The sequence below is a fragment of the Sphingomonas tabacisoli genome (assembly GCF_042678385.1).
Classification (GTDB): domain Bacteria; phylum Pseudomonadota; class Alphaproteobacteria; order Sphingomonadales; family Sphingomonadaceae; genus Sphingomonas_B; species Sphingomonas_B tabacisoli.
This window is the reverse complement of record NZ_JBHUDY010000001.1, coordinates 2328843-2341494: the sequence shown is the minus strand read 5'-3', so window position 1 is coordinate 2341494 and position 12652 is coordinate 2328843. Positions and strand designations below refer to the sequence as shown.

15 protein-coding genes are annotated in these 12652 nt (G+C 67.0%); 2 read left to right on the top strand and 13 right to left on the bottom strand.

Annotation, left to right across the window (positions count from 1 at the left end):
- Positions 1–32: 32 nt before the first annotated feature.
- Positions 33–764, bottom strand: coding sequence for a leucyl/phenylalanyl-tRNA--protein transferase (gene aat, locus ACFSCW_RS11810; RefSeq protein WP_380889410.1), 732 nt, complete (start codon positions 762–764; stop codon positions 33–35).
- An 88-nt stretch (positions 765–852) separates the two neighbouring features.
- Here aat and ACFSCW_RS11805 point away from each other — a divergent pair, with 88 nt between their 5' ends.
- Positions 853–1212: a VanZ family protein gene (locus ACFSCW_RS11805; RefSeq protein ID WP_380889409.1), complete on the top strand. Its 360-nt coding sequence runs from the start codon at positions 853–855 to the stop codon at positions 1210–1212.
- Here ACFSCW_RS11805 and ACFSCW_RS11800 read toward each other — a convergent pair.
- From ACFSCW_RS11800 to ACFSCW_RS11790, 3 genes are all read right to left on the bottom strand, one after another.
- Positions 1194–1811 (bottom strand): PilZ domain-containing protein, encoded by a 618-nt coding sequence (locus ACFSCW_RS11800; RefSeq protein ID WP_380889408.1) that lies wholly within the window; start codon positions 1809–1811, stop codon positions 1194–1196. The two genes, ACFSCW_RS11805 and ACFSCW_RS11800, sit on opposite strands and share 19 nt — an antisense overlap.
- 70 nt (positions 1812–1881) lie before the next feature.
- The gene (locus ACFSCW_RS11795) at positions 1882–2298 is read right to left on the bottom strand and encodes a hypothetical protein (RefSeq protein WP_380889406.1); all 417 of its coding nucleotides are present in this window, start codon (positions 2296–2298) and stop codon (positions 1882–1884) included.
- A gap of 75 nt (positions 2299–2373) precedes the next feature.
- Complete coding sequence (locus ACFSCW_RS11790) at positions 2374–2796, bottom strand: hypothetical protein (RefSeq protein WP_380889404.1); 423 nt, start codon at positions 2794–2796, stop codon at positions 2374–2376.
- A gap of 63 nt (positions 2797–2859) precedes the next feature.
- On the opposite strand from ACFSCW_RS11790, the gene ACFSCW_RS11785 reads away from it, so the two are divergent.
- Positions 2860–4377 (top strand): thiolase C-terminal domain-containing protein, encoded by a 1518-nt coding sequence (locus ACFSCW_RS11785; protein ID WP_380889402.1) that lies wholly within the window; start codon positions 2860–2862, stop codon positions 4375–4377.
- Here ACFSCW_RS11785 and ACFSCW_RS11780 read toward each other — a convergent pair.
- From ACFSCW_RS11780 to ACFSCW_RS11740, 9 genes are all read right to left on the bottom strand, one after another.
- Complete coding sequence (locus ACFSCW_RS11780; protein WP_380889400.1) at positions 4374–5126, bottom strand: quinoprotein dehydrogenase-associated putative ABC transporter substrate-binding protein; 753 nt, start codon at positions 5124–5126, stop codon at positions 4374–4376. The two genes, ACFSCW_RS11785 and ACFSCW_RS11780, sit on opposite strands and share 4 nt — an antisense overlap.
- 2 nt (positions 5127–5128) lie before the next feature.
- Positions 5129–5530, bottom strand: coding sequence for a c-type cytochrome (locus tag ACFSCW_RS11775; RefSeq protein ID WP_380889399.1), 402 nt, complete (start codon positions 5528–5530; stop codon positions 5129–5131).
- The gene (locus ACFSCW_RS11770; RefSeq protein WP_380890108.1) at positions 5517–6356 is read right to left on the bottom strand and encodes a cytochrome c oxidase assembly protein; all 840 of its coding nucleotides are present in this window, start codon (positions 6354–6356) and stop codon (positions 5517–5519) included. Before ACFSCW_RS11770 ends, ACFSCW_RS11775 begins: the two co-directional genes overlap by 14 nt.
- Complete coding sequence (locus ACFSCW_RS11765; RefSeq protein WP_380889397.1) at positions 6353–6688, bottom strand: hypothetical protein; 336 nt, start codon at positions 6686–6688, stop codon at positions 6353–6355. Before ACFSCW_RS11765 ends, ACFSCW_RS11770 begins: the two co-directional genes overlap by 4 nt.
- Positions 6685–7296 (bottom strand): cytochrome c oxidase subunit 3, encoded by a 612-nt coding sequence (locus tag ACFSCW_RS11760; RefSeq protein WP_380889396.1) that lies wholly within the window; start codon positions 7294–7296, stop codon positions 6685–6687. The genes ACFSCW_RS11765 and ACFSCW_RS11760 overlap by 4 nt, the downstream gene beginning before the upstream one ends.
- The gene (ctaD, locus tag ACFSCW_RS11755) at positions 7293–9188 is read right to left on the bottom strand and encodes a cytochrome c oxidase subunit I (protein ID WP_380889394.1); all 1896 of its coding nucleotides are present in this window, start codon (positions 9186–9188) and stop codon (positions 7293–7295) included. The genes ACFSCW_RS11760 and ctaD overlap by 4 nt, the downstream gene beginning before the upstream one ends.
- Entirely contained in the window at positions 9185–10132 is a 948-nt protein-coding gene (locus ACFSCW_RS11750; protein WP_380889393.1) for a cytochrome c oxidase subunit II, read from the bottom strand. Before ACFSCW_RS11750 ends, ctaD begins: the two co-directional genes overlap by 4 nt.
- Positions 10133–10167: 35 nt before the next feature.
- Positions 10168–10701 carry a c-type cytochrome gene (locus ACFSCW_RS11745; protein ID WP_380889392.1) on the bottom strand — a complete coding sequence of 178 codons (534 nt, stop codon included), beginning with the start codon at positions 10699–10701 and terminating at the stop codon, positions 10168–10170.
- Positions 10702–10834: 133 nt separating this feature from the next.
- Positions 10835–12598 (bottom strand): methanol/ethanol family PQQ-dependent dehydrogenase, encoded by a 1764-nt coding sequence (locus tag ACFSCW_RS11740; protein ID WP_380889390.1) that lies wholly within the window; start codon positions 12596–12598, stop codon positions 10835–10837.
- Positions 12599–12652: the final 54 nt, after the last annotated feature.

Below are 12652 nucleotides of genomic sequence, written 5' to 3'. Positions count from 1 at the left end.
TCGCCGTCGCTGAACGTGGTGGAGCACCCGATCTACGACGTCTGGCCCAAGAGCTGCGCGATGACGCACCCGGAAATCGGGCCGGCGACGACGCGTGTGTCGGCGGGATCGGCATCGGGCGGCAGCGCGCCGGCCAAGCGGTCGAGCGCGCCGAACTCCGCGCCCGAGCCCGAACCGTCGCCTTCGCCGACCGCGAGCGCCTCGCCCAGCAATCCGATATAGACGTCGCGCGGCACCTCGATCGCGCCGAGCGATGCGAGGTGCTCGGTGAGGAACTGGCAGTCGAGCAGCTTGTAGCGGCCGGCGCGCAGCCGGGCGACGAGGTGGGCCAGCGCCACTTTCGACGCGTCGCGCGCGCGTGAGAACATGCTCTCGCCGAAGAAGGCGCCGCCGAGGCTGACCCCGTAGAGCCCGCCGACCAGCGCGCCGCCCTGCCAGCATTCGATCGAATGGGCATGGCCGCGCGAATAGAGTTCGTTGCAAGCGCTCTCGATCTGTGCGTTGATCCAGGTCCCTTGCGCGCCGATCCGGGTTTCGGCGCAGGCCGCGATCACCTGGGCGAAGGCGCGATCGGCAGTGACTTCGAACCGGTCGGACTTCAGGACCTTCTTCAGCGACCGGGACAGGTGAAAGCCACCCAGCGGCAGGATGCCGCGGCTCGCCGGCTCGACCCAATAGACTTCGCGCGCACGCCGGCTGTCCGCCATCGGAAAGATGCCGGCGGCATAGGCGCGGAGCAGCAGATTGGTGTCGAGCGGGCGCATCGCCCGCAATCTAGCCTGTCGAACAAGCTCCTCAAAGGGGATGCGAACCGCTACAGCCGCGCCACTCCCCCTTGTTCCGGACTTTGTCGTGCAGCGTATCCTTCAACTCGCCTTCTGGCTCGCCGTGGCTTTGACGCTCTATTTCTGTTTGCGGCACGTCACCGTAGTCTTGCCGATCTCCGACAAGAAGCAGCACGCCTTTACGTTCGGTGGACTGACGCTGCTCGCGGGAATCGCCTATCCGCACCGGAAGATCTGGGCGGAGGCGTTCGCGCTATCGGGCTTCGGCGCGTTGATCGAGTTCATCCAGCCCTATTTCGGACGGGACAAGGACGTGAAGGACTGGATTGCCGACACGATCGGCATCCTGGTCGCACTGGTCGTGATCTCCGTCCTGCGCCGCTTGCTGGCGCAGCGCGACAAGGAGGCTCAGGCGCGAGGCGCCTGATCCAGCCATTCCTGGAATGCGCGCCAGGGCAGGGGCTTGTCGAAACGGATGCCGGCTGCGTCGCCTTTTACCCAGCGCACTTCGGCGTTGGTCGCGCCAACGCCTTCCAGCACGACGACGATAGGCTCGCCGCGCATCAGCGGCTCCTCGGAGCGGCAGCTCAGGCCGCCGATCGAAATGTCGATGATGTCGCCCATGATCGGTTCGCCTTCGCCGATCAGTTTGATCGTGCCGCGGCGCACGAAGCGCGGTGCGCGGGGCCGGACACGCAGGAGCGAGCTCCGCTCTTCCCGCAGGATCGCCTCGACATTGACGGGGCGGTCGAACGCAATGCCCGCTGCGCTGCCTTTGACCCAGCGCACGGTGCCGATCATCTGCTTGTCGGACCGCAGCTCGAGCGTGACCACCTGGCCGATCGTCGGCGGGTAGAGGCAATCGAACATCAGACCGCCGGCCGACAGGTTCCGCACCACGCAGAGCTGATCGTTCCCGTCCCAGATCACCCGGCCGACGCGCAGCACGGAAATGTGCCGTTCGCCCGTGCGGCGTTCGGAGTAATCCTCTTCGAGGTCGTAGGCGGGGGCGACGGCGTTGTTCACAGGTCCGCGATAGCGGGAATCGCCTAATTTCCACTTAAAGCGGGGCGACCCCGCCGACCGAACTTTCCTGCTAGCCGCGCATCGCCGGGCTGAAGGTCAGCTCGAAGGAATTCCAGCCCAGTTCATACAGTTCGGGTGGAAGATGCAGCGGCGAGCAGCGCACCACCGAGGCGATCGCGGCTTCCGCCATGTCGTCGGCATACATCTGATTTTCCGCCGTGACGCCGCTTTGCGAGAGCACCATCGGCAATCCGACCACGCTTCCGTCGGGTGCATAGCGGACGGCGATTCGCGTGGTGATCCGCCGCCCGTCGCTGGTGACGCGCGGCGAACGGTAGCAGCGCTGCACCTGCGCGGCGGCGTCGGCGATGACCTTGGCTTCTATGGCGGCGGGCAGGCGCCTGGACGCGAAAACCTGTTCGCGCTCTCCGGCGCAGCCGGCCAGCAACGCCGCGCTTCCGACAAGAAAAACAAGATTTCGCAACATCATAGCCGCGGAAATATAGGCAGCGCCTCGGATTGTTCGAGAGCCTCTATAGCATGAATGCGGCCGCTGCGGGATTCAGCCGCGCGGCGGCTTGGGCGGACCGCGGCGGCCCTGCGGACGGCCGCCGGGGCCGGACGGCTTGGGACCGCCCGGACCGGAGGGTTTGGGACTGCCGCCGGGACGATTGGGCGGCGGCCGACGTTCGCCGCGGCCGACGACGGGCGCGGGCGCAGGCACGCGCCGCTCCGGCGTGCCGCGGCCGGGCATGACCGAATAGCCTTCCTTCAGAAGCCGGGTGAAAGCGGAGCGCACATTGGTCGCGATTGCGGCCTGCACGTCCTCCGGCAGATCGGCGAGCGTCACGTTCGCGTGAATCGCGTTGATGTCGCGCAACAGGGTGTTGGGCAGCCCCTTGGAGGCCGTCTTCAACGCCTGGACCGCATCGATCACGGCGGAGAAGATGATCTCCTGCATCAGTTCGTTGGCGCTCTTCGTCATGTTGCCCCTGTAGCGTTCCGTGCGGACAATGGTAGCGGGTTGATCGCGATTGAGGAGAGCTAAATGGCGCGAGGGGAGGCACATGTTCCCGTGCTGATCGGCGGCGGACAGGTGACCTGGCGTGGTGCGCCTGCGCGTTCTCCCGAGCTGTCGCCCGCCGGGTTCATGGCCGAAGCGGCGCGACGCGCGCTGGCCGATGCCGGTGTGCAGGCGGCGTCGATCGATCGGATCGCCGCGGTGCGGATGACGGCCGATAATCGGCCGCCCGGCGTTCATCCCTTCGGCACCGCGAACAACGTGCCGCGTGCCGTCGCCCGACGAATCGGGGCGAATCCCGCGACCGCGATCTATGGCGTGATCGGTGGCCAATCGCCCCAGGCGTTCGTCAATGAATGCGCCGAGGCATTGCACGCGGGTGAATGCGAGATGGCGCTGATCGTCGCAGGAGAAGCAACCGGCCTCGAACGGGCTGCGCTGCGAGCCGGGATGGAGCTCGACTGGTCCGAGCAGGTCGACGGCGACTGCGACGATCGGGGGTCGGGCGATCTCAAGATTAACCGGGCCGAGGTACGGCACGGGATGGTTTTACCGGTGCTCGTCTATTCGTTGATCGAACAAGCGCTCCGGGCTCGGCTTGGGCGCAGCCGGGACGCGCACGCACAGGCGATGGCGGAGCTGTTCGCCGGCTTCAGCGAGGTTGCTGCCGCCAATCCATATGCCCAGTTTCCGGTCGAGCGCAGCGCGGCGTTTCTGCGGACCGAAAGCGCCGACAACTATCGGGTCAGCGATCCGTATCTGAAGTGGCTCGTCGCGCAGGACGCGGTGTCGCAGGGCGCGGCAGTGCTGATGACGACCGAAGCCAAGGCCGACGAGCTCGGCGTCCCCGCCGACAAGCGCATCTATCTGCACGGCTATGCGACGGTGTCGGATCTGCCGTTGATCGAGCGGGCGGACATGGGCGCTTCCCGCGCCGCCGCGCTTGCCGCCCGCGCGGCGTTGGACATGGCGGGTTGGCAACCGCAGCACGTCGATCTTGCCGACATCTATAGCTGCTTTCCCTGCGCCGTGACGGCCGCATGCGAGGCACTGGACTTCACCGCCGACGACGGGGCGCGGCTGACGGTGACGGGCGGGCTGCCATATTTCGGCGGCGCCGGGAACGGCTATAGCCTGTTCGCGATCGCCGAAATGATCGCACGCCTGCGTGCGCGCCCAACCGCCAAGGGGCTGATCACCGCGAATGGCGGCTTCATGTCGAAGGAATCGGTCGGGCTCTATTCGGCCAAGCCGCCTGCAGACTGGCGGCCGCTTGGCGTTTCCGGGCTCGACGCAGAGGCAGCGCGCGGCCGGTTCGAGGTAGATACCAATCCGAGCAGCGGTATGATCGAGACGTTCACCGTCGCCTATGCGAAAGGGGTCGCGACCCGGGCGCTCGTCATCGGACGCACCGAAGCGGGCAGGCGCTTTGCCGCCGCCTCCGAGCAGCCGGGCACGATCGCTCAGGTGCTGGCGAGTGAGCCGATCGGCAGGCGCGTGACCGTTCAGCCCGGCGAGCGCACCAACGTCTTTCGCTTCGCCTAGCGATAGCGGGCGAGCATCGCGTCCACTTCGGGCTTGTGGGCGACGAGCCAGGCGTCGAGATCGGCGCGGAGCTTGTCGTCGCCGCGGCGCACGCCCATCGAGACGTCGAACTGCATCGGCAGCAATGGCCCGTCCGCGGGCGGCACCGGACTCAGTTTCAGCGGGACCGGCGAGCTTTTCGCGTACCAGACGGCGACCGGTCCCCAGACCAGCGCGACGTCGATCGCGCCCGACGCGACCGCACGCATGATCGGCGCCTGCGGGTCCGCATCGGCATAGTCGCCGTAGATCAGATAGCCGCGCACGTTCTGGACGATGCCGCGATTGGCGAGCGCGTGGGCGGGCGGCGTGTTCGCGCCATCGTCGCCGACAAGCTGCACGCCGATCTTCAACTCCTTCAGCCGCGAATCGTCGAAGCTGGCGAGATCCAGTCCGCGGTCGGCGCGCGTCACGAACATATATTGGCCACGATAATAGGGACGGGTCGTCGCCACCATTTCGACAGCGCTGCCGATGCCGGGGATCAGGTCGCACGCGCCGGCTTTGAGCGTGTTGCGGACATTGCCGCGCCGCTGCGCCCACCAGGTATAGGCAACCTGTTTGCCCCAATCGGCGGCGATCCGCTCGACCAGCTTGTTCTCGAAGCCTTCGCGCTTCGCGTTGGAAAAGGGCATGTTGTTTGGGTCGGCGCAGACGCGCAGCGCAGGCGGCGCATCGGCCGAGAGCGCGAGGAGGAGCGCCGCCAGCATCTCTAGAGCGTGTAGAGATAGGCCGCGATGTCGCGGGCCTGAGGTTCGGTCACGCCCAGCTCCGGCATCACGGTTTGCGGATCGATCGCGCGGGGGTGCTGGACCCAGGCGATCAGGTTCTGCGGCTGGTTCTCGAGCTTGCCGGCGAGATAGACCTGGCCGCCAATGCCTTTGAGCGACGGGCCGACCTTGCCCGAGGCCTGCGGCACGCGCGGGATGGTGTGGCAGCCGCCGCAGCCATAGTCCTGCACAAGCTGCCAGCCCTTCACGGGATCGCCGCCGGTCAGGATGTGCGCGCGGGTCGCGAGCTGCCGCTCGGCATCGAAATAATTGTAGGTGTAGGCGGCAGCCGTCAGCACCACGAGCAGCCCAGCGCTCCAGCCGAGGATGCTAGCGGAGCGCATCGGCCCGCCTTTCCGGCCGGAACAGCCGCGCCATCAGGATCAGCGCCGCGCCGGCATGCGCGAGGCCGCCCGGAATCCACATGATGAGGCCGGCGAGCTGCTGGTCCTGCGCGGGCGTGAGGCCGAACGGCGTCATGCCCATCGCGGCATAGCCGGCGTACCAGGGGCTCGACGAGAAGGCCATCAGCGCGCCGAGCCCGCCGCCGATCAGCGAGGTGACGAACAGGCAAGCCGCCGCGGTCAGTGCATTGCCCCGTGCCGCGCGCGTCATCGCCCACCAGAACAGCAGTGCGGAGACGAGGAACGAGAGGTGCTGGGCGATGTGCCAGCCCTCATGACCGAGCGCGCGATCGAACAAGGCCGGTGCGTGCCACAGGATCAGCGAGAGCGCTTGCAGCCCGGTCGCGATCGCCGGATCGGCGAGGCCCTGCCACCAGCGTGCGCCGCCGCTGAGCCCTTGGCGCAGTCCGGAGGGCAGGCCCCAGAGCATCACGCCGAGCGGCTGCGACACCGCGATCAGCAACGCGGCGGGGACCATAATCAGTTCGTGCTCGATCATGTGGAGGGTGAAGCTGCGCTCGCCGCCTTCGTGCAGGGGCGACACCACGGCGAGGACGAGCACGATCCAGCCCGCGGCGAAGCGCCAGGCGTGACGGCGGTTGCGCTCGCGTCCGCCGTCCGATCGGCGCTGCAGCCGGACATAGCCGATCGCGTAGAGCAGAGCGGAGAGCAGCAGCGGCAGCGTCACGCTCGGCGCGAGCGTCCAGCCCGGCGCTTCTTCCGGCAGCCGGTGCGCGCCGGCGTGCAGGATCGCGAGCGCAATCATCCGAAGCACCGCGGCAGGAAGAACGTCGCCGACGTTTGCATGAACAGCGCGACGGCGAACAGCGCCGCCATCAGCGCGCCGACATAGGCCAGGAACAGGCGGGCGCCGTCCTCGCGTTCGCGCGCGCGCCAGCTCACCAAGCCGCCGAACGCGATGATGGCGATGCCGATCAGCCCGATCAGCAGCATCAGGACCGGGTTCGCCGCGCGGCAATTGTTCTGGACGAAATCGGAGCCGAGCTGGTGCGCGAACACCCAGCCAATGCCCGCGCCGAGCATCCCGCTCCAAGGGACAAGCAGGTATTTCGCCCGCTCGACGATCTCGCGCTTCACCACCGCGGCACCCAGTAGAGCAGCAGGTAGATCGGCAGCCAGGTGATCCAGACGAACCGCCAGTAGAGCGAGTTCTCGCTCGTATCGACAAAGCGCCGAGGCTGCTCGCCATGCCGGGTGTACATCAATGCCAACAGCACCAGCGTGTCGATCCAGTCGGTGATGATGTGGGTCGTGTGCAGCAGCAACAGCATCCACATGACCGACCCGTACGGATTGTCGGTCCATGAGACGTTGAGCACGCCGAATTCGAACGCGCGGATCACGACCAGAATCGCGCCGATCGCGGCCATGACCGGCAGCAGCAGCCGCACTGTCCCGAGCCGCATCGCCTCGGCGTCTCTTTTCAGGATCGTGTTCGGGATCTCGCTGAGCAGGATCACGATCGTGAACAGCGTTCCCGGCAGCAGCCCCGGCGGCTGGAACGGCGGCGGCGGCCAGCTCTCTTGATGCGCGTGGAGGAAGAAATAAGCGCCGCCCGCCATTGCGAACGCCGCGCCTTCGATCAGCATGAAGGCAATGATGCCCCACCAGGTGAGGCTGCGGTTGCCGAAGGCGTAATCCGGCAATGCGGACAGGTCTCGTTCGAAGCGATAGGGCGCAGTCATAGCACTCCCGGCTCCTTGGCCTTGGGCCAGAACCAGAAGACCAGCGCGATCGCGACCGGGATCGACCCCCAGACGATCGCCCAGGGCGTGAAGATCGAGCCGATGAACAGCGCCGTCGTGAATATCGCCGAGACGAAAGGCCAGATCGTCGGGCCGGGCGCGGGCTCGCGGATGTCGGGTTCGGCGTCGATCACCGTCGTCAGCACTGTCTCGCGCTCGTCGACCTTGAGGCCGCTCGCGACCGGCAGCGCGCCCTCCGCGTCCCACAGCGGCGTGCGGCTGGAGACGATCGGGATGTGGGCGAAGTTATAGGGAGGGGGCGGGGAAGTGGTTGCCCATTCGAGGCTCGCGCCGCCCCAGGGATTGGGGCCGGCATGCACCCCGCGCGACCAGGACAGGACCACGTTCAGCACGAACAGCAGCACCGCCACCGCGATGATGAACGCGCCGACCGTGGAGACGAAGTTCAGCGTCCCCCAGCCCATGTCCGCCGGGTAGGTATAGACGCGCCGCGGCATGCCCATCAGCCCGATCCAGTGCATCGGCATGAAGGTCAGGTTGAGGCCGACGAACAGCAGCCAGAAGCTCCACAGCCCGAGCGTCTTCGACATCATCCGCCCGGTGAATTTCGGGAACCAGTAAGTGACTGCGCCCAGCAGCGGGAACACGCCGCCGCCGATCAGCACGTAATGGAAGTGCGCGACGACGAAATAGGTGTCGTGCATCTGCAGGTCGAGCGGCACGCTCGCGACCATCACGCCTGACATGCCGCCGATCACGAAGGTGACGATGAAGGCGACGACGTAGAGCAAGGGCAGCTCGAAACGCGGCCGCCCGCTCCAGATCGTCGCGATCCAGCAGAAGATCTGCACGCCGGCCGGGATCGACACGGTCATGCTGGCCGCCGTGTAGAAGGCATAGCCGAGCCGCGGCAGGCCGGTCGCGAACATGTGGTGCACCCACAGGCCGAAGGCGAGCAGCCCGATCGAGACCAGCGACAGGACCATGTAGGGATAGCCGAACACCGGCCGGCCGGTGAACGTCTCCGTCATCTGGCTGACGAAGCCGGTCGCGGGCAGGAAGATGATGTAGACCTCCGGATGGCCGAAGAACCAGAACATGTGCTGCCACAGCAGCGGATCGCCGCCTTCTGCGGGATTGAAGAACTGCGTGCCGACCAGACGATCCGAGATCAGCATGCTCGAAGCGAGCGCGACCGCCGGCATCGAGAAGATGACCATCAGGTTGGTCACCAGCGTCCCCCACACGAACAGCGGCATCCGGTCCAGCCGCATGCCCGGGGCGCGATGCTTCAGGACGGTCGCGACGAGCGAGACCGCGACAGCCAGCGCCGCGACTTCGGTGAAGGTGATCATCTGCGCCCAGAAATCGACGCGCTTGCCGGGGCTGAATTGCGGGCCCGAGAGCGGCACATAGGCGAACCATCCCGCGTCCGGGCCGATGTTCATCGCGAACGCGATCCACAGCATCACGCCGCCGGCCAGGAACATCCAGTAGCTGAAGGCGTGCAGCCGCGCGAAGGCGACGTTTCGCGTGCCCAGCATCAGCGGCGTCAGATAGATCATCACCGCGTCCATCACCGGCACGGCGAAGAGGAACATCATCGTCGTGCCGTGCATCGTGAAGAGCTGATTGTAGCGATCGGCGGTGATCAGCCCGCTCTCAGGCGTCGCCAATTGCGTGCGCATGATCAGCGCCAGCACGCCCGCCAGCACGAAATGGATGAAGGCCGTCACCAAATAGCGGCGCCCGATCTCCTTGTGATCGGTCGTCATCAGCCAGCCGATCAGGCCCGCCGGACGGCTCCAGGTCCGCGTCAGCCGGTCATGCAGCTCCGCGCCTTGTAGCTCCGCCCCGTCGCGCGCGATCATTTGAGCGTCTCGAGATAGGCGACGAGCGCGTCCAGCTCGCGCGCCTGCAGGCCGATATACGGCATCTTCGTGCCCGGCTTCACGCCCTGCGGGTCCGCGAGCCAGGCGTAGAGCGCGCCGCGGCTCATCTTCATCGTGCCCGCCGCGATCGTCGGGCGGCTGGCGATATGCGTCAGGTCGGGCGCCACCTGCGCGCTCGCACTGGTGCCGGAGATATTGTGGCAGGTCGCGCACTCGCGGGTGGTGAAATAGGTGAGGCCCGCCTGTTGCGTGGGAGTGTTCGGCGCGGGCGCTTCGGCCTGCTGACGCGCCCACCAGGCGCGGAACTGCGCTTCGGGCTCGACGGTGACGGTCAGCGCCATATGCGCGTGCTGCGCGCCGCAATATTCGGCGCATTGCGAGCGATAGGTGCCGGCCTTGCGCGGCAGGAAAGCGATGTCGATCGTGCGGCCAGGGATCATGTCCTGCTTGCCGGCGAGGTTCGGGACCCAGAAGCTGTGGATCACGTCGTTCGACTGCAGCTCGATATGGGCGGGCCGGCCGGCGGGGAGGTGGAGTTCGTTGGCGGTGCGCAGGCCGTCGCTCGGGTTCGCGCCCAGATACTGGACGTCCCACCACCATTGATTCGCGGTCAGCCGGATGCGGACCGGTTCACCGTTGTTGTCGTAGTTCGCCATCGCGCGATCGGTGATCCAGCTCGCAAAGGCGAGGCCGATCAGCGTCACCGTCACGACGCCGACCCACACGCGAAACGCGCCCGGTATGCCCGCCTCGCCTTCGCGATGACGCCGCAGGATCGCGGCGGCGAGGAAGGCGATGACGAACAGGTAGAAGACGCCGCACACGACCAGGAACACGACGAAGAGCGTGTTGAACGCGCCGTCATGTGCGCCGGCGGCGGGCGTGATCGACTGCACGCCGGCGCAGCCGGAGAGTGCGGACATTCCGACCAAGACCCAAAGCCGGTTTGGGCTGAGCCTCATTGCGCCGGCACCTGCACGGCAGACGGGTCGGCGTTGGTCGGCTTCTCCGGCTTGGCGAGCGTCGGCGGGTAGGTCGTCGACATGGTGTCGTTCCGGCTCGGCGCGGCGTCCTTGGGAACATTGGCCGAGAGCGAGCGGACATAGGCGGCGATCTGCCACATCTGCTGGTCGGTCAGCTTGCCGCGCCAGCTCGGCATGCCGTTCGGACGGCCCTGGTCGATCGTGGCGACGATCTGCTCCATGCGGCCGCCATAGCGCCATTTGTCGTCCATCAGCGGCGGGCCCATGCCGCCGCCGCCATTGGCGTGGCAGCCGACGCAGTTCATCTGCATATAGAGCCGGCCGCCTTCGCTGACCGCGCTGGCGTTGCCTTCGTACATCTTCGCGCGCGGGTCTTCCGGGCCACCCGCACCCGCGCCGGGATACAGATCGGATGTTTGCGCGACTGATCGCGTCTCGGGCAGCGGCTGGCCGCGCGTCTCCCGCGCTTCCCGGTCGCAGCCGGCGAGGAGGGCGAGAGCAAGAACCATCGATCCTCCCCGGGACGGGGAGGGGGACCGCGCGCGCCAGCGCGTGGTGGAGGGGGCCCCGACGATGGTGCAGGTGACAGGGCCCCCTCCACCATGCTGCGCATGGTCCCCCTCCCCGTGCCGGGGAGGATCTTTAGGGAAGGACGAAGTCATAGAGCATGCCTCCGCCTGTGGTTTTGCCGGGCAGGTCTTGCGTCGCCGCCGCGAAGCCTAGCGCCGCGGTCGGATCGCGCGGATCGAGGCCGCCGGCGACGACCGCACCGGCCCAGCCGCCGACGCCGGACAGCACCGCGATGTGCTGCTTGCCGTCGGGGCCGCGATAGCTGATCGGCTGGCCGATGATCCCGGAGCCGGTCTTGAACTGCCAGAGCAGCTTGCCGTTCGTGGCGTCGACCGCCTTGAACCAGCCTTCCATCGTTCCGTAGAAAACCACGTCCCCGGCAGTGACGAGCGCGCCGCTCCACAGCGGCAGGTCTTCCTTGATCTCCCACACCGCCTTGCGCGCGCCGGGGTCCCAGGCGGTAAAGACGCCGCGATTGCCGCCCGGCCCGGCATACATCTTCACGTCGGCGCCGACATAGGGCGTGCCGGCGATATAGTTCGCCTGCATCGCGCCCACGTCCATGCACAGGTTGATGTGCGGGATGTAGACGAGCTTGGTGCGGGGCGACCAGGCGGCGGGGTTCCAGTCCTTCATGCCCGGCGCCGCGGGGCAGATGCCGCGCACGACCTTGCCCTGGTGCGGTTCTTTTTCGGGGTTGGGGATCAGCCGGCCCGTCTTGCCGTCGATGCCTTTATAGCCGTTGATATAGCCATAGGGCGTGGCGGCGATGACCTCGCCGGTCTCGCGATCCATCACGTAGAAAAAGCCGTTGCGCTCCGCCCGCATCAGGACGTGACGGAGCCGGCCGTTCACTTTCATGTCGATCAGGATCTGCTCGTTGATCGCGTCATGATCGAACAGGTCGTGGGGCGAGAACTGGTAGAACCAGCGCGCTTGCCCCGTGGAGATGTCGCGCGCGAAGATGCCGGCCGTCCATTTGTTGTCGCCCGGCCGCTGGTCCGGGTTCCACGGGCCCGGATTGCCGGTGCCGTAATAGATCATCTTCAGCTGCGGGTCGTAGCTGATCCAGCCCCAGGGATTGCCGCCGCCGATCTTCCAGGCCTCGGCCGGCCAGGATTTCACGCCCAGATCCTGCCCGCGGTCCATCGCATAGAAGGGGTGGAAGCTCGGGCCGATCAGCACCTCCTTGTCCGGACCGGTCGAATAGGCGCGCCAGGCGACTTTGCCCGAGCCCGCGTCGAGCGCCGCCAGCCAGCCGCGCACGCCCATCTCGCCGCCCGAGCTGCCGACCAGCACTTTGCCGTCGGCGACCAGCGGCGCCATCGTCACCGTCTCGCCCTTGTTGATGTCGCCGAGCTTGGTGCGCCAGATTTCCTTGCCCGATCCGGCGTCGATCGCGATCGTGTAGCCGTCCAGCGTGTTCAGGAAGATGCGGCCATTGTCGTAGAACACGCCGCGATTGACGACGTCGCAGCAGGCCACGCCCTGCGCCGCCGCGGCGGGCTTCGGGTCGTACTTCCATTTGACCGGCGCGCCGTCCTGCGAAAGGTCGAGCGCATAGACGTAGTTGGGGAAAGGCGTGACGACGTACATCGTCGAGCCCACCACCAGAGGCGCGGCTTCATGACCCTTCACGATGCCGGTCGAGAATGTGAAGGAAAGTTTCAGCCGGCCGACATTGGCGCGATTGATCTGGTCGAGCCCGCTGAAGCGCGTGCTCGCATAGTCCTTCGCCGGCATGGTCCACTGGCCGTCGTCCGGCTGCGCCTGAGCTCCGATCGCGGCCGTACCCGCCAGCCACGCAATAACGAAGGTCCGCAATTTCTTGCGCAACCGCTTTCCTCCCGCCGCCGGCTTCTATCGCACAGCGATCTTCTTTGCTCTGCC